This is a genomic window from Acinetobacter sp. WC-743 (assembly GCF_000335555.1).
GTDB lineage: Bacteria > Pseudomonadota > Gammaproteobacteria > Pseudomonadales > Moraxellaceae > Acinetobacter > Acinetobacter bereziniae.
In genome coordinates this window covers 106,854-123,037 of sequence record NZ_AMFQ01000090.1, presented here as the reverse complement: position 1 = coordinate 123,037, position 16,184 = coordinate 106,854, and the positions used below count along the sequence as shown (strand labels likewise).

Here is a 16,184-nt window from a genome sequence, read left to right as displayed (position 1 = left end):
TTAAGGACAATATCATGAAAATTCAAAATGGAAATCGTAGAAAAGTACAACTCACAATCATTGCATTATCAAGTGGGTTAACGATGAACGCTGCAATCGCAGCAGATGCTTTTCGTGTAGATAGCCCGTGGATGTTTGGAGATTGGAACGGTAAAAGAACCCAGTTAAAAGATCAAGGCTATGACTTTAATGTGGGGTATACAGGTGAGTTTGCAGGTGTCATGAGTGCTGATCGTGATGGCAAGGGCAATGCTTATGCAGATCAATGGGCTTTTGGTGCAAACTTTGATTTAAATAAGATATTGGGGTGGCGTGATACAGAAGCAAAAATTGTCATCACCCATCGTGGTGGAAAAGCACTCAATACCGAAGCCGATGTCATGGCGCCACAATTTAACCAGACGCAAGAAGTATATGGTCGAGGTCAAACTTGGCGTTTAACAGACCTATGGATTAAAAAGAAATTTGTTGATCAGCGTTTGGATATCAAGTTGGGACGCTTTGGTATTGGTGAAGACTTTGCTGGATTTGATTGTGAATTTCAAAACCTTGCTTTATGTGGTGGTCAGGTTGCAAACTGGGCTGGAGATCAATGGTACAACGGTCCTGTGAGCCAATGGGCAGGGCGAGTTAAATACAATATTCATCCAGAATTAGCCGTTCAAATGGGAATATATGAACGCAATACCGTTAACGCCAATGCGACTACGGCAAGTGATGGTTTTAATTTAAGTACTGATGGTTCAGATGGCGCTGTGATTCCTTTGGAAATTGTCTGGCAACCGAAAAAAACCAGTGCAAATTTAAGTTTGCCGGGAGAGTACCGACTTGGTTACTTTACCAGTACTGTGGATACACAGAATGTACAGGTGGATTATTCAGTTCCGGGAATTTCCCAAAAGTTTGATGCTGATAATCATAAATGGGCGGCTTGGCTTTCAGCAAAGCAGCAATTGACTCGTCACCATGGCGATGAATCTCGTGGTTTGACCTTGATGGGACAAGCGACATTTTATGATGATAAAACTAGTGCCTATAGTGATGCGCAAAATATTGCAGTGGTCTACAAGGGATTATTTGATGCTCGCCCAAGCGATGAAATTGGAATTGGTTTAGCGAGGATTGGTGTAAATACAGATGCAATAAAGTTTAAAGGCAAAGTCAACAATGAAAAGTTTGATGATGAGTTGGATGCAGAAATTTATTATGGCTTAAAAGCAGCTTCTTGGTTAACAGTGCGTCCAAATATTCAATATGTCAAAAATATTGGTGCCAATAAAGCCTATGGTGATGCATGGGTAGGTGGCGTAAAATTTAATATTAATTTCTAATGCTGCAATACTTTAAATTTTGTTGTTATTGAAAATAGAAAAGTTACCTTTAATCATAGCGTTGTGATTAAAATAGGTAACTTTTTCTTTTGTTACCCCATATCAATTTTTATATTTGGCTATATTGACCTTTTAAGATATAACATGAAAGCCAATGGAATCTGAGTCATTGTTTTCTAAAATTGTTTTGATCACATTGCCCAGCTTGATCATTATTGGTGTAAATTATGATTTACTAGATTCCAGTCCACTTTAAATTGTATATCCTGTTATGACGGCTCAAACATTTTCTCAAGCAAATTCACGCTATCAAAGTATTTTTGAGACTTTGCAAAATGTGATTCGCAGTCATACGCTTTCTACTGGTGTTGTTCTGTTAGAAGGACCGCTCTCGAATATTTTTAATACCAGCCGTGTTCCTGTTCGTAAGGCATTACAACTTTTATTTGATCAACAATTAATTTCACGTTTTGAAGGTCGAGGTTATTTGGTCAATCCAGAACAATCAAATGATATTGAACCGATTAGACTGGAGATCACACGAGAATTATTGGGGCTAGCATCTGATGAGGACATTATTGATACCCGTTTATTAAGCGATAAAGTCTATGATGAGCTGTATCAATGCATATCTTATATTATTTTACATGGACACTATCGACTTGATGAACAGCGCATTGCTGAGCATTTTAATGTGGGACGCAATGTTGTACGTGAGGCATTAAAAAGTCTACATTTACAAGGCTTAGTCGAAAAAGAGGCATACGGAGATTGGCTTGCTGGTCCATTAACTGCACAAAGCGTAATCGAAAACTATGAACTGCGCTTAATTCTTGAACCATTGGCGTTAAAAGCCAATATTCATCATATTTCTTATGACGATATTCAGCAGATGTTAAATCGTATTCGCTACGCACAAACCCATAAACAGGACGTGAATGCCTCATTGATCCAACAGATTGAAGCTGATCTGCATCAAACCTTGTGCAATATCAAATGGCATAATCAGAAAATGGCAAATATTTTATACAATGCGCAGAGCTCTATTTTGATTAGCCGAGTGATCCATGATGCGATTCATCTGAGCAATTATGAGTTGATGTTAGAAGAACATAAAGCAATTCTAGAAGCCTTGTTGTGTGGCTCGATAGATCAAGGCTTGGAATATTTAGAAAAGCATTTGATTAATGCAAAAAAGCGTTCGGTTGAATATTTAAAAGTCTTTTCAATTATTCCTGAACCGAATATTCCTCCATATCTAGAAAGAATTTCCTAATCATTTAAATGGAATAGCGATCGTAGCCTAGTGTTGCATCAAGTTTTTCCATTTTCTGACTAAGTAGTTGTGTTCATCCATTACAGAATTCCAGACTCCGATATGCCCCATTCTTTCTATATAGGAACCGCCTTGGCGCAGCATACCTTTTTTAATTAAAGGTTGTTGATCAATTCCCATTAACGCTTCCGCAGCAGGTTTACCCATATACCAAAAATCCCATTCAGCCGAGCTTAAATATTCTCGTGCTCGTAGTGGATTTGAAATATACATGCCTTGTCTTGCCATCATGGCACCTGCCCAACCATTAAGCCACCAGTTGAGATACGCATAAGCATGATCTTTCATTTGTCCCTGCAAATTTCGAGATAATGCCAATCCGCCAAACCAAGCACGGTATCCTTCTACAGGTTTTGCAATTTTAAAATCTCGTTTTGCTTTTAGTAATTTGATCAGTGCGGGGTACCATAAACTGCCGATATGAATATTTTGATCGACAATTAAATTATAAGCATGTGCATCATCAGCCCAAAAATCTTTGAAATGTTGTTGCTGTTTAAGCTCAAGCAAGATTGAAGTCAATTGATCAATTTCAGATAAAGATAAATTACCGATATCTTTAAACTGCAATTGCCCCGAACCCTGTACTGCCATTGCTAAATCGAGTGCACCAATCGCAGCATCGTTTTGTACCGTGACACAACCATTCCAATTTTGCTCTAATAGCCATGCCCAACTTTCGGGTTGATCATGTAAGTTTTTAGGTAAAAATTTTGGAAAATAAATAAAACTGTCTACATTGTGGGTAAGGGGAAGCATGCTGATATATTCAGATTCCTGACTACCCAACGTACCATCTTTTTGTACATATAATCGTTGACTTGGAACGCCACCTTTTGCCAACGGTTGATCAGCAAGTAAAGTTCCTTTCTTTGCTAAATCATTGACTTCATCCCAGCGGTGAATTTTCTTAATTTCTATGGGCTGAATGGACCTGACTGGCCAAACAAAATCAATATTATGGAACCATTGATCATAAAGGTCATATTGATCTGGATTTAATACTGCAATACGTTGTGCGGTTTGAGGGTCGTGAATTTGATATTCAATATCAAAACCAAGATCTATTTCAGCTTGTTTTCTTATTGCTTCAATTAGGGTGACTGAAGTACCTAAGACCCTTAAAGTCGGTTTAGATGATGTTTTCAAAGTATGCATTATCCTGCTTTTTTAGGGACAAACGACCATTACAAACGTTGTCTTTAAACCAAAATTATGATTTAAAACCCTTAGAACTGATCATCATGATCAAGCTTAAGTATTGTATATGCTGATTTTACTTTTTTGTAAATGACAGGCTTTTGCTGACTATAACTTAGCTTTAAGTTAAAACGTAGTGTATACGAGTCACTACGTTTTAACTTGGTGGAGTGCTGTTGAAGCCATGTTAAAAGTTTAGATTAAACTTTAACCCAGCTACCCAGGCATCACCCTGATTTTTATTTGCGCCAATACGGTCAATATATTGCAGGTTGGGGCGCACTTTAAGCCACGGTGTTGCGAGCAGACTATAATACAATTCAGCATTGATCTCGTTATTCAAATGGGGATTTTGCCGACTGTCGACAGCAATTCGTGATATACCTAGCCCAATTTCATCTTGTTTACGCTGATCAAATAGACCTTTATAAGTCACAGCAAGTGTTTCTGCATCATTAAAAATACTGGTTTTATTGTCATAAACAGCAACTTGCCCCATCAATGTTAAACCTCGATTTACATCGCCAGCATGGCTTGTTAACTGTTGCTTGGCTGAAATCCAAGTCCCGTTCTTATGTTCTTTACGATCGTTTTGGATTTGCACGTTTGTTACATCAGCTGTGCTGTAGTAATAACCTAAACGATATTCACCAGCCAAGTTTTGAATTAAATTTTCAGGCTTCCAAATCAGCTCTATTGGAAGCAGTGCGCCCTTGGAACCATCTGTACTCAGGTTAAAGCCTTTACTTCTTTTTAGATTTTCAGGATTGTATTCATAGACACCAACTTGCGCTGATAAATTTGGAGAGATATTCCATTTAACACGAGTTGCCCATTGGCTTACAGGACCGTTATACCATTGATCTCCTGACCAATGTCCAATTTGACCTGCACATAGAGCAAGATTTTGAAAATCACAATCAAAACTGGCAAAGTCTTCTCCTTCACCAAATCGTCCGATTTTTACATCTAACTTCTGGTCGAAGAATTTCTTTTTAATCCATAAGTCCGTTAAACGCCATGTTTGTCCTCGACCATACACTTCTTGAACTTGACTGATATGTGGAGACAACACCTGTGACTTATTTTCAACTTGCTGACCTGAGCGATAAGTAATATTGATCAACGCTTCAGTATCGTTCCAATCCAAAATTTTATTTAAGTCAAAATTTCCCAAAAAGCTCCATTGATCTGCATAAGCCGAGTCTTTTTCACTACTGATTTGGGTATCAAGTACAGTTGCACCTTGACCCGTATAACTTATGCCAAAATCATAGCCTTTTTCAATTAAAGCTGTACGTTGACCCTGTCCATCGCCCAACATCCATGGGCTGTCACTTGTAAAAGCATTTTTTGCATAAATTGATGATGTTGATGATAATCCTGCGAATGCCATCATCCATACGATTTTTTTCATTTTTTACTCCATATTTTTGAGTAACTCATGTTTTTTCGGCAAAAAAAACAGAAGCTTTAAAAGCTCAGTATCCCTACTTTTTGAATTGTTCTAGCTCATGATGACTCCTTGATCATTGCTGTATTTATCTTTGCAAGTTGTGATAAATCCTCATAAAAAATTTAAAAATTGAAGTCTGAGAAAATATTTTTAGTTAAATCTAGGCATAGAAATCCTGTTCCATGTTTTAAAAACACAGAAGTTTGAAGGTTTTCGTAATTAACTTAGTTCAGCTTTTCCATAAAAATTTGAAATGACTTTTTTATCTGTTCAAGATCAACATGTCTCACGATCATGACAATACGCGAATAGCGATCTTCCCACGGCCATTGGGCTAAATGCTCTGGTGGGTATAAACAGTGTTGTACGCCGTGAATCAAAACAGGTTGGTCAAATTCAGTTAAGTTTAAAATCCCTTTTATCCGTAGAATATTTTCACCATATTGTTTAAGTAATAGATTTATCCATAGTCCGAATACCATCCAATCCAGTTTTGTTGTCCATTCCAGCACGCAACTTTGAGTCATTGCATGCTGGTCTTGTTGAGTTTTTAGAAAAAATTGCGGTCGTGAAAGATGTTGTTGCTGCGCTAAATCTTGAGAAAAAATGTCATCAACGCAATCAATTTGATTGATGGATTGAATATTCACTTCAGGGTGAAGCTGTTGGATTTTCTCAGATAAAAGCTGTTGTGTTGAAAGATCAACCCGATCAGTCTTACTCAAAATAATCTGATGTGCAGCAACGACTTGGGTTAACCATTCTGGATGCAACCTAGCCTGTAAATGACCTAACTCGGCATCAACAACCGTACTTAAGCCATGTACATAAAACTGATTTTTAATATGTGTATCATGATGAATTGTATTTAAAATCGCTGCTGGATTAGCTAAACCTGTGGTTTCAATAATGACACGCTTAAAATCTGGAATCTCTCCCTGTTTACGTTGTTGTAAGAGTTTTAACAAGCTATCTTTTAAATCGGTTAAAACACTGCAACACATACAACCATTGGCGAGCAAATAGGTATTCTCCGCGACTGTTTGTACCAACAGATGATCAATACCGACTTCACCCAATTCATTAATTAAAACGATCGTGCTGTCATTTTGTGTTTGTGTCAGTAATTTTTTTATCAACGTGGTTTTTCCACTGCCTAAAAAACCAGTCACAATATGCACAGGTATCGTCATATTTATAAAGCCTCTAAATGTGATAACAGTCGAGGATCAAGAACATCTATTTTTTGCCCCGTTAATTGCTGGATTTCGTTCCATAATTGATCAAGCCCATTGGCAATACTTTGTTTGCCGGTAGGTGTCTGAATTAGATAATTCACGCCCTGAAAGTCAGTGATAGAAAGGCGATAAGATGCAGTAATGTGATTAAGCATTTTAATTTTACGTAAACGCTCTCGCCGTCTAGGCAGATCAGATCTTAGGCTGTCTGTCCAATCCTGTTGTTCACCTATCAATCCACATAATCCACACATTGCACCATTACTCCATTGATTAAGGCATCACATCGCCACTGTTTGGTCCGAGTGTCTGACCCACGTACAAATTACCGCCAGGATCCGACGCCAATAAAATTACGGTTGGCGCAATTTCTTCAGCTGTTCCAAAACGCCCCAAAGGTAATTGTTTGGCTTTTTCATCTTTCCAGCTTTGGCTAATACCATCGACCAGTGGTGTGGCGATTGGACCCGGTGCTATTGCATTGACCAATACATTATCTTTAGCGACTTCTTGAGCTAAAGATTTGGTAAAACCGATTACACCGGCTTTGGCTGCGCAATAATGTGCCAGTTCAATCCCGCCTTTAATCCCAAGTTGGGAGGAAATATTAATAATCCGCCCCCATTTTTGCTTGATCATATGAGGTAATGCCCGTTGACTGGTTAAAAACACACTGGTTAAGTCAATACGAAGCATGTCGTCCCACATTTTCTTGCTGAGTTCTGTACAAGGGGCTTGGGTTAAAATGCCTGCGTTATTGACTAAAACATCTATTCCACCATAGGTTTTCACACAGCAATCCACAGTTTGATGCGCACCTTGTTCAGTGCCCAGATCTGCGATAATGGTGGTCACTTGCGTATCAAATTGGCGGCAGCGTTGGGCAATTTGTTCTAGACCTTCAGCATTTAAATCGCATAACACCAAACGGCTATTTTGCTTAGCAAATGCTTGTGCAATCGCAGCACCAATACCACTGGCGGCTCCCGTCACCACAACACGACATTCATTTAATGGTTTCATGTATTCTTCCAATAAAAAGAACAGCTTGACCTCATCAATAAATTTCAAAATCAAGCTTGTTCAACATATGAGTAGGGGGATTGTTGATTAATCAGGCCAACGAATGGTTAGCCCACCATCAACAATAATACTTTGTCCTGTGATATAGCTGGCATCATCACTGGTTAAGAAGCGAACCAGTTTGGCAACTTCATCGGCACGACCGACACGTCCTAAGGGAATTTTCTGTCCAGCAAGTTTTAAACCTTCAGGACCAAGAGAATTTTGCGCATCTAAAGATTGTGGGGTTTCAATCAAACCGGGAATAACCGCATTACAACGAATTCCTCTAGGTGCCAGTTCAACAGCCAAAGATCTACATAAGCCAGGGATACCTGCTTTGGCAGCAGCATAATGGCTATGTGCTTGCCAACCATAAACACCCCCTGCGATAGAGGAAATGGCAACCATTGCACCTGAACTTTGCATGTATAGACTTGCTGCACGGAAGGTACGCATTACACCAGTTAAATCAACATTTAACATTTCATTCCATGCTTGATCTGTCATGTCGATGATTGAGCTTTGACGTAACAAACCTGCATTGGCAATCGCATAATCTAAGCGCCCAAAATGTGTTATTGCACTTTGTACTGCGCTTTGTACAGACTCAGTATCGGTCACATCTACTGCAACCATGACACATTGTCCGCCTACCTCTTTGACCAGTTGTTCGGTGATGTTTGGGTCATGTGGATCTTTCTCAAAATAACCGCCAACAACTCGAATATTCTGTTTTGCATATGCAACAGTCAAAGCTTGTCCAATCCCACTGGCAGCTCCAGTAATAAATGCTACGGGAGTATTGTTTAAAGTCATGCTCATTTCCTTATTTCACATCTTCAGGTTTTACATGGCGTGCCATAAGCATGACCACACCAGACAAGAAGCAAGGTAGGGCACCAAACCAAATTGCCGCACTTGCCCAAGCTCCACCACCAGTGAGAATACTGGTGATACCTGCACCAGCTAAAATTGCACCGATCGGTCCCATCGCATGTACAATCGCACCACCCGTTGCGCGTATGCGTGTTGGAAAAGATTCCCCCATAAAAAACAACATTGCAGAGTAAGGACCTGTTAAGAAAAATAAACCAACACTATAAAGGGCGACCACTGTGACCAGGTCATGAGAAGCAACGATCATGGCATAGAACGCCACACCGCCACACATCCAACCCATGGCAACAGTATTACGACGACCAATACGATCTCCTAACCAACCGTGAACCAAATAGCCAACAAAACCGATCAGATTCGAGAGAATCAAAATGATTAAGGAGTTTTGAAAAGACAAGTTGTGAACATTCACCAACACAGATGTTCCCAATACACTAAAGACTTGGATGGCAGACCAGTTCAGCAAAATCGCTAAACTTAGTACTAATGTTGGGCGTAATGCCGAACCTTTAAAAGCAGCCATCACGCCCACTTTTTGTTGTTCTGGGTCATCTAAATGGTACTGACGAGCCAATTGATCTGCTTGTTCATTTTCGCCAGACTGTTTCAGTTGATTAATTTTTTGCACAACTTGAAACTGGGGACTTTCTTTTAAATTTCTGGCTAGAAAAGCAATGATAAATGCTGGAATAGCAGCAAAAATAAAACAACCTTGCCAACCCACATAAGGAAGTAAAATTGCAGTCAATGCTGCTGCAAGTAATGCCCCTACAGGCCAGCCACTTTGCACCAAAGAGTAGATAAAGCCTTTACGTTTTTGAAATTTTTCATCTTTTGAAGTGGCATACATTTCGGTGAGATAAGTTGCATTTACCCCTTCTTCGGCATAACCCAGACCAGCAACAGAACGAATGGCAACCAGTGAGCTTTTTCCAACTCCTGCCATGGCGGTCATCGCTGTAGCGATTGCTGTACCTGTCATGGTGAAAATAATCCCTTTACGCCGACCAATACGATCTACAATTGGTCCAATAGCGAACGCAACAATTGCACCGCCGATGGCAATCCAAGTGACTAAACTGGCTTGTTCAGCTTCATTCCAGTTGAAATGACCGCCCATGACAGGCAATAAAGTACCAAACAAAATAAAGTCATAAACTGCAAACACCCATGCAAAAAAAGCAATCCAAGAGGCATAAGTGATATCTTTTTGCTGAATTTGCTCAGGATGCCAGTTGATTAATTTATCTTGCGAAGCAGCCTGATTCACATCAATGCTGCTTTTAACATCTATGTTTTCGCTCATCATTCCTTTTCCTTCTATGGAATTTTTAACCTTTGCGAGGACAGCGCTGCGCGAAGTCGTTTGCAATTTCATCCATGGTGACGAATTTCACCCCATCGTGGGCTTTGAAGTGTTCAATCAGACGTTCCAACATCAATAAAACTTGTGGTCGACCAGAAACGTCTGGGTGTAGGGTGATCGGGAAAACGGCATAATCCATTTCTCGATAGACCCAGTCAAATTGGTCTTTCCACATTTGTTCGATATCACGAGGATTGACAAAACCATGACTATTTGGAGATTTTTTAATAAACATCATCGGGGGTAAATCATCGAGATACCAATTGGCAGGAATCTCAATCAAGTCCGTTTCCTCACCACGAAATAGTGGTTTCATCCATGTTTCAGGCTGTTGGCTATAATCAATTTTGGTCCACGAATCACCCACACGAACGTAATAAGGTGTGAAATCGTTATGCATCAAACTATGGTCATATTTGATGCCTTTTTTTAACAAAAGTTCGTTGGTAACATTACTGAATTCCCACCATGGTGCGACATATCCTGTTGGACGTTTGCCCGATAATTCAGTAATGAGCGCAATTGCTTTATCCAGCACTGCTTCCTCTTGTTCAGGTGTCATCGCAATTGGATTTTCATGGCTATAACCATGCATACCAATTTCATGTCCAGCATCTACAACGGCTTTCATTTGTTCAGGGAATGTTTCTACAGAGTGCCCTGGAATAAACCAAGTGGTTTTTAAACCATACTTTTTAAATAGATTCAGTAAACGTATTGACCCGACTTCACCTGCAAACAAGCCTCGTGAAATATCATCTGGCGAGTCTTCACCGCCATAAGACCCTAGCCAACCAGCGACTGCATCAACGTCAACTCCAAATGAAACTAAGATTTCCTTTTTAGCCATGTCATCATCCTCGATAAAATAAAGTTAAGTGTTTGGTGGAACTAAAATGATTGTGCTAATCATTGTTGTGAAGAATATATTCAATACTCAGGGCGGCAGATAAAAGACTTTGATCATTACCACTGTAGCTTGAGAGTAAAATTCCTGTAGGGCGCCCATTTGAGTCGGTTCCATTCGGAAGTGAGATACTTGGCATATCTAAATAACTGCCGGGCATGGTTAATCTAAGCGTGTTGAGATTTGTTTGGATAAATAAGGCTTCATCTGCCTCTAAAGGTGCAAGTTCAGGTGCAGTATGTGCAGTAGTTGGCGTCAGTAAAAATCCTTCGGCCAGTTCTGTTTTTAAGCTTGCTTTTAAATGCTGTGCCATTTGATAAAGATGGATTTGGCTAGAAGCCAAGGTATCTTTTGCCGAAAGCAGGCGTTTTCTTACCCGCTGATCCATAAATTCTGCTTGATCACAGTGTAATAAGGCTTCATGTAAGGTATATGCCTCAGCAGCACCTAGCCATTGACCTGAGTCAATCAGGGTTTGTGCTTGATTAAATGCACCTATGCGTTTATGCACCACACGGATTTCTGCTTGTTCGAGTATTTCAATCGTTTGTAAGAAATTATGCTTCACACAATCCTGAACGCTTGGGTGGTTAAGCATGTCTAAATCGACATAGATTTGCATGTTTTTTGATTGCGGTTGAGAGGGGATATTTGACTGAATTTGTCCAAGCATAAGCTGATCTAAAACAATACAGTCACGAACACTATGACTGATTGGACCTACGCTATCTAAGCTTGCGGCAAGAGGAAAAACGCCTTTTTTACTATAACGTGAACTGCTACTTCGATAACCCACTAAGCCATTAAAGGATGCAGGAATCCGAATTGAACCTGCGGTATCCGTACCCATAGAAATAGGGACAATTTTTTGTCCTACAGATGTTGCTGCGCCTGATGATGATCCCCCAGGAATACATCGTGGATCAACCACATTCTTAGGTGTGCCAAAGTGTGGGTTTAAACCTAACCCAGAGTAAGCAAATTCAGTCAAATTGGTTTTTCCCAGATTGACCATACCCATACGAGTCAGTTGCATGACGCCATCTGCATCTTGCTGTGCAACGGCATGATGCTCTCGGTTTTTTGAACCTGCTGTGGTCACAGTTCCTTGCACATCAAAAAGGTCTTTCCACGCAATGGGAACACCATCAAATAGAGATAACGGTGCATGGGCTTTCCAACGTTCAGTCGAAGCGTGTGCTTCTCGATAAGCACGTTCTATGCTTAAGGAAATAAAAGTGCTGTCATTTACCTGTTGTATAACATCAAACGCTCTTTCCAGCTCTTGAATTGGATCGGTGATTCCTTGTGCATATTGCTGTGATAAGGAAATTGCGTCATCCATGCCATTCTCCTAATAATTGTATATTTTAATAACATATACATTTTTTAATTTATTTAATCTTAAGTTAAAAAATTAAAAGAGTAAATAATGTACGATTAAAAAATAAATTATTTTTTATTTCTTTATAATTTTTTCATTATTATAAATATCTTATTAAGAATAGTATAAAATGTATTTTTTAAAAAAAAGATCATTAAGTAGTGATTTCACTTAACTTTTCACTCGATTTAGTGCTATTTCGAATAGGATGACTGAGGTGAATGACGTAGATTTTTTTAAATGAACTGGTTAACTGCTTTGAAATTTTGAAGATTTTATTGTTGGCTTTCTGATTTGTTATTGTGATAAAGATAAATTTTTCTCATCAGTTTTAAAATAAGACAAACCACTTGCTCACCACACTGTCATTGCGTAAGGTAAATCATCAAAAAAATAATCTAAGGTATTGGGGATGTTGGTTTTAGAAGAAGTTTATAAAAGTAAAAAAGCGGAAAATTCTGAGCAATTCAATTTACGTATACATCGTGGCTTGAGCTGGCTCAAAAAAGCTGTGATTTTGGAAAGCGATCTTGATTTGAAATTCATCAGTTTATGGATTGCTTTAAGTGCAATCACACCACAATGGGTTAAAATCAAAGACGGTGAGCAAGATTTTAGTCAATTTTTCAGCGGTATAGTGCGATTTGATCGAGAGCAAAAAATTCAGCATATTTTATGGGATAGATGTCATGATGCAATTGCTCGACTGATTGAAAGTCCTTATACATTTCAAAATTTTTGGGATGATCAAAATCAAAAAATAAATCAGAAAACATGGAAGCAAGCATTTATTGCAGAAAAAAAGCGTGCAACGGAAGCACGACAGGCTCAGGATTCGATCACATTATTAGAGATTGTTTTTCAACGTTTATTGACTTTACAACATCAAATTATTTTGGGTGGAGCAACCTATAACAGTTCGATGAATCGCAAATTGCTACAAGACAGTTGTAATATCTTGATTGCTGTAATCCCGGCAAGTATGCATATTATTTTGGAAAATCCTCAAAATTTTGATTTTGATACGCCATTTTATCCATTATTACAAGTGTCATGAATTGAAAGAAAACAAGCCCTCTAAACATGAGGGATTGTTGCATAGATATTTTTAAGCAGATTGGATTTTATCGATATAAAGATGATCTAAAAGAGAAAACAGCGTTGCTCTAAATACTAAACTTAGTCTAACCAAGCAGGTTATTGTCCAGCCTTCGTGATGCTCAGCATATTTGCTAAAACAAACAAACTCAGTCTTGTTTGAATAGATTGAAGTTTATTTCAATCAAATCAGAAGGCATTCTGCAAATGGTCGGTTAAGCTCCGAAGTATTTGAGCAAAAATATTTTAAGATTTTAGAGCGAAATCCTGTCTACAATACTGATTAGTATTCGTTTTAATTTATGAGACTCAATAGTGGCTGAGTTTATCCGCAAGATTAGCTATACGGTTCAGGCGGCAAGACTGTGCATCTAACATTTGTCCCTGTCCTTCGGTTTTAGGATCCCAATTACAATACTTGTTGGTGTTTTCCCACCATGCTGCGATCTCATCCATCTGTTGGTCTTTTTTCACACTGTCTGGACGACTGATGATTTTGGCAAAGGCCTGTTCAACGCGGTTCTTATGTTGAGCATATTCTTGGTCCATACAGCTTTGCATTTCAAATGTTACAGCACCACTTTGCTTGATACATTGAGCATAACTGCTGCTTAATTTGGCATGAATATAAGAATCATCTGGAAGAGGATGAGGCATTTCATCATCGGCAAAAGCTGCAAAAGGAAGAAGAGAGATAAACAATAATGTAGTACTTTTAAATTTTTTCATATGTTTAACCTTTAGTTTTATCTTGATCTCGATGTTCGTTCTTGAGTACTTCTATGCTTTGATTTGCATTATTGCAATAAAATCAGATAGCGTTGCAATTGTGCAGTGCGGGCTGCTGTACGTTGTATCTCATTAAGTTCAATTTGCAAGTTGTCTGGCTGTGATTGACCATACAACGTTGTTTCCAGTTCAGCATCACTTTGACGTGATTGTAGCCAAATACGTTGTGATGCAACCAGTTTCGTTTTCTGGGTAGCATTCAAATGCGATTGTAATTTTTTATAGATACTATTCAATTGCTTATCTTGACGCTCCTCCTCATCTTTTAGACAAGCTGCCTGTTCAATAATGCCTTGGGCACTGTTGTCACAGTTTATAAAAGCTTGGCTTAATAATAAGTTTTCATTTCCTATTGGTGCAGCAGAGACCAAGCTTGAAAAAGTACATAAAAAACTGATCGGTAAGCATGCTAATCGTATTTTTTTCATAAGGGATAAACTCTTGGTTGATCTGTGAGGATGAATGTTGGTTATTGTGCGAGTTGAAAAAACTTACTTGAATGTCGTCAATCACACTTTAACAAAGACAGGACAGGGTTATCATTTTGACCAAAGTGTATCAACTTTAAATTTGAATAATCATGGATATTTGGATGTTTTTTCCCAAAAATATTGATTGTCCTGTACAAATTTCTTTAAAGTTCTGAGATTTATCTTCCGTATAATTACTGCTCCTCAACTGTTTATTCATATAGCTTCAAGATAGTAACCCGCATATCCATTTAAATTGTGTGCATCGCATTTTTTGGAGTTTTATCGCGACTATTAATGTGAATATATTATGATCGATTTTTTCACACAATAGTTACAGTGAATATTATTCAAATAGAATGATTTCAGTGTCCGTATTTTTATTAAAATAATAAGTCTCTTAAAAAATCAAAATCCCCCAAATTTTGAAGGATTTTGATTTTAGAATGCTTTAAATGGTCTGTGCTCTATTGAGATATAGGCGGTCTAAAAGAGAAAACAGTGCTGCTCCAAATACTAAACTTAGTCCAACCAAGCAGGTCATTGTCCAGCCTCCGTGATGCCAAGCATATACGCCCAATGCTGAACCACATGCACCCCCAGTGAAATAGGCAGTCATGTAGATAGAATTGATTCGCGATTTTGCATCTGGGCGTAGGCGGAAAATAATGTTTTGATTGCTGGTGTGTACCACAGCCAATCCAAAACTAATGAGACCATAGCCGAGAATGTATGCAGTTAAGTTGGTTCCCCCTAGATAGAGTAGTCCCCAACTTAAAATCATGACTGCGATTCCAATCCAAGTCAGAATTGTGGTATGTCCTCGATCGGCGATTTTTCCAATCTTTGCAGTTGCTAAGGCACCAAATACACCAATCAATGTGGCTACACCCACCAATACATCTGGCAGTTTAAAGGGTTCTGAGGTGAGTAAAACGGCAATCGTAGAAAACAAAATACTCATGGCTGCGAAAACAAAACCACCAATAATGGCGCGGTAAATTAAACGTCGTTCTTCTTTAAGTAGCAAAGCCATCGAATGAAAAATTCGAGCATAGCTCATTTTTAAAATAGGCACATGGGGTAGGCGAGTTTTCAGTAAATAAGCCAAAATGAGCATCAATACCGCACTAACAAAATAAATCAATTTCCAGTTAAATAAGTTTGACAACAAGCCTGCAAGACTGGTTGAAAGCAATAACCCGACCAAGAGACCACTCATGAGGAAACCAACTACTTCACCCGTTTTTTCAGGTTTTACTGCCATGGTCGCAAGCGGGATGAGAACTTGCGCAGCAACAGAAAATAAACCTGTAATAATGGTACCTGCCCAAAGCATAGGAAGATTGATGGCAAAAGCGCACATCAATAAACCAATGGCAGCACAAAACATCAGCCACGGAATAAATTTAATTTTATTGACAATATCACCCAGAGGCACAATGAATAACAGCCCAAGCGCATAGGATACTTGGGCAAAAGTCACAGTAAGCGCAACTTGCGATTCAGGCATATTAAAGTATTGTTGAATCGAGTGGATTAAAGGTTGGCTATAGTAGTTTGCTCCCGCACATAAACCACAGGCAATCGCCATTAGCCAAAGTAATGCTTTATTTTGGCTAATATCGAGTTGAGCATTCATAAAAA

At 38.8% G+C, this 16,184-nt stretch carries 15 protein-coding genes and 1 pseudogene; 4 read left to right on the top strand and 12 right to left on the bottom strand.

Features of this window, described 5'->3' with window-relative positions:
- Positions 1 to 14: 14 nt before the first annotated feature.
- Together ACINWC743_RS12775 and ACINWC743_RS12770 are read left to right on the top strand one after the other, a co-directional pair.
- Entirely contained in the window at positions 15 to 1,331 is a 1,317-nt protein-coding gene (locus ACINWC743_RS12775; RefSeq protein WP_009585770.1) for a carbohydrate porin, read from the top strand.
- Positions 1,332 to 1,602: 271 nt separating this feature from the next.
- Positions 1,603 to 2,607, top strand: coding sequence for a GntR family transcriptional regulator (locus tag ACINWC743_RS12770; RefSeq protein WP_009585767.1), 1,005 nt, complete (start codon positions 1,603 to 1,605; stop codon positions 2,605 to 2,607).
- Positions 2,608 to 2,634: 27 nt separating this feature from the next.
- On the opposite strand, the gene ACINWC743_RS12765 is transcribed toward ACINWC743_RS12770, so the two are convergent.
- The 9 genes from ACINWC743_RS12765 to ACINWC743_RS12725 form a co-directional block, all read right to left on the bottom strand.
- Positions 2,635 to 3,825, bottom strand: coding sequence for an ABC transporter substrate-binding protein (locus tag ACINWC743_RS12765; protein ID WP_035301128.1), 1,191 nt, complete (start codon positions 3,823 to 3,825; stop codon positions 2,635 to 2,637).
- A gap of 229 nt (positions 3,826 to 4,054) precedes the next feature.
- Positions 4,055 to 5,284: a carbohydrate porin gene (locus ACINWC743_RS12760; protein WP_009585748.1), complete on the bottom strand. Its 1,230-nt coding sequence runs from the start codon at positions 5,282 to 5,284 to the stop codon at positions 4,055 to 4,057.
- Between the two features lie 263 nt (positions 5,285 to 5,547).
- On the bottom strand, positions 5,548 to 6,516 hold the full coding sequence (locus ACINWC743_RS12755) for a CobW family GTP-binding protein (protein WP_009585660.1): 969 nt from the start codon (positions 6,514 to 6,516) through the stop codon (positions 5,548 to 5,550).
- 2 nt (positions 6,517 to 6,518) lie between these two features.
- The gene (locus ACINWC743_RS12750; protein WP_009585758.1) at positions 6,519 to 6,815 is read right to left on the bottom strand and encodes a hypothetical protein; all 297 of its coding nucleotides are present in this window, start codon (positions 6,813 to 6,815) and stop codon (positions 6,519 to 6,521) included.
- A 19-nt stretch (positions 6,816 to 6,834) separates the two neighbouring features.
- Positions 6,835 to 7,584 (bottom strand): SDR family NAD(P)-dependent oxidoreductase, encoded by a 750-nt coding sequence (locus ACINWC743_RS12745; RefSeq protein WP_009585730.1) that lies wholly within the window; start codon positions 7,582 to 7,584, stop codon positions 6,835 to 6,837.
- Positions 7,585 to 7,671: 87 nt separating this feature from the next.
- Positions 7,672 to 8,442 carry an SDR family NAD(P)-dependent oxidoreductase gene (locus ACINWC743_RS12740; RefSeq protein ID WP_009585661.1) on the bottom strand — a complete coding sequence of 257 codons (771 nt, stop codon included), beginning with the start codon at positions 8,440 to 8,442 and terminating at the stop codon, positions 7,672 to 7,674.
- Positions 8,443 to 8,452: 10 nt separating this feature from the next.
- Positions 8,453 to 9,832 carry an MFS transporter gene (locus tag ACINWC743_RS12735; RefSeq protein ID WP_009585782.1) on the bottom strand — a complete coding sequence of 460 codons (1,380 nt, stop codon included), beginning with the start codon at positions 9,830 to 9,832 and terminating at the stop codon, positions 8,453 to 8,455.
- A 22-nt stretch (positions 9,833 to 9,854) separates the two neighbouring features.
- A complete protein-coding gene (locus ACINWC743_RS12730; protein WP_009585707.1) occupies positions 9,855 to 10,739 on the bottom strand; it encodes a polysaccharide deacetylase family protein in 885 nt (294 codons plus the stop codon).
- A 55-nt stretch (positions 10,740 to 10,794) separates the two neighbouring features.
- Positions 10,795 to 12,141, bottom strand: coding sequence for an amidase (locus ACINWC743_RS12725; protein WP_009585752.1), 1,347 nt, complete (start codon positions 12,139 to 12,141; stop codon positions 10,795 to 10,797).
- A gap of 451 nt (positions 12,142 to 12,592) precedes the next feature.
- Here ACINWC743_RS12725 and ACINWC743_RS12720 point away from each other — a divergent pair, with 451 nt between their 5' ends.
- On the top strand, positions 12,593 to 13,237 hold the full coding sequence (locus ACINWC743_RS12720; RefSeq protein WP_009585665.1) for a HEPN domain-containing protein: 645 nt from the start codon (positions 12,593 to 12,595) through the stop codon (positions 13,235 to 13,237).
- A gap of 178 nt (positions 13,238 to 13,415) precedes the next feature.
- Positions 13,416 to 13,565 (top strand): annotated as a pseudogene (locus ACINWC743_RS24870) (IS3 family transposase); the annotation flags it as partial.
- Positions 13,566 to 13,587: 22 nt separating this feature from the next.
- On the opposite strand, the gene ACINWC743_RS12715 reads toward ACINWC743_RS24870, so the two are convergent.
- The 3 genes from ACINWC743_RS12715 to ACINWC743_RS12705 form a co-directional block, all read right to left on the bottom strand.
- The gene (locus ACINWC743_RS12715) at positions 13,588 to 14,007 is read right to left on the bottom strand and encodes a hypothetical protein (RefSeq protein ID WP_009585732.1); all 420 of its coding nucleotides are present in this window, start codon (positions 14,005 to 14,007) and stop codon (positions 13,588 to 13,590) included.
- 68 nt (positions 14,008 to 14,075) lie between these two features.
- Positions 14,076 to 14,495, bottom strand: coding sequence for a lysozyme inhibitor LprI family protein (locus ACINWC743_RS12710; protein WP_009585720.1), 420 nt, complete (start codon positions 14,493 to 14,495; stop codon positions 14,076 to 14,078).
- Between the two features lie 493 nt (positions 14,496 to 14,988).
- The gene (locus ACINWC743_RS12705; protein ID WP_009585688.1) at positions 14,989 to 16,179 is read right to left on the bottom strand and encodes an MFS transporter; all 1,191 of its coding nucleotides are present in this window, start codon (positions 16,177 to 16,179) and stop codon (positions 14,989 to 14,991) included.
- Between the last annotated feature and the right edge of the window lie 5 nt (positions 16,180 to 16,184).

Coding starts and splice junctions, on each gene's coding strand:
- ACINWC743_RS12760 (WP_009585748.1), bottom strand. CDS start 5,284: ATGAAAAAAATCGTATGGATGATGGCATTCGCAGGATTATCATCAACA.
- ACINWC743_RS12745 (WP_009585730.1), bottom strand. CDS start 7,584: ATGAAACCATTAAATGAATGTCGTGTTGTGGTGACGGGAGCCGCCAGT.
- ACINWC743_RS12715 (WP_009585732.1), bottom strand. CDS start 14,007: ATGAAAAAATTTAAAAGTACTACATTATTGTTTATCTCTCTTCTTCCT.
- ACINWC743_RS12735 (WP_009585782.1), bottom strand. CDS start 9,832: ATGATGAGCGAAAACATAGATGTTAAAAGCAGCATTGATGTGAATCAG.
- ACINWC743_RS12720 (WP_009585665.1), top strand. CDS start 12,593: ATGTTGGTTTTAGAAGAAGTTTATAAAAGTAAAAAAGCGGAAAATTCT.
- ACINWC743_RS12755 (WP_009585660.1), bottom strand. CDS start 6,516: ATGACGATACCTGTGCATATTGTGACTGGTTTTTTAGGCAGTGGAAAA.
- ACINWC743_RS12775 (WP_009585770.1), top strand. CDS start 15: ATGAAAATTCAAAATGGAAATCGTAGAAAAGTACAACTCACAATCATT.
- ACINWC743_RS12770 (WP_009585767.1), top strand. CDS start 1,603: ATGACGGCTCAAACATTTTCTCAAGCAAATTCACGCTATCAAAGTATT.
- ACINWC743_RS12710 (WP_009585720.1), bottom strand. CDS start 14,495: ATGAAAAAAATACGATTAGCATGCTTACCGATCAGTTTTTTATGTACT.
- ACINWC743_RS12765 (WP_035301128.1), bottom strand. CDS start 3,825: ATGCATACTTTGAAAACATCATCTAAACCGACTTTAAGGGTCTTAGGT.
- ACINWC743_RS12740 (WP_009585661.1), bottom strand. CDS start 8,442: ATGACTTTAAACAATACTCCCGTAGCATTTATTACTGGAGCTGCCAGT.
- ACINWC743_RS12730 (WP_009585707.1), bottom strand. CDS start 10,739: ATGGCTAAAAAGGAAATCTTAGTTTCATTTGGAGTTGACGTTGATGCA.
- ACINWC743_RS12705 (WP_009585688.1), bottom strand. CDS start 16,179: ATGAATGCTCAACTCGATATTAGCCAAAATAAAGCATTACTTTGGCTA.
- ACINWC743_RS12725 (WP_009585752.1), bottom strand. CDS start 12,141: ATGGATGACGCAATTTCCTTATCACAGCAATATGCACAAGGAATCACC.
- ACINWC743_RS12750 (WP_009585758.1), bottom strand. CDS start 6,815: ATGTGTGGATTATGTGGATTGATAGGTGAACAACAGGATTGGACAGAC.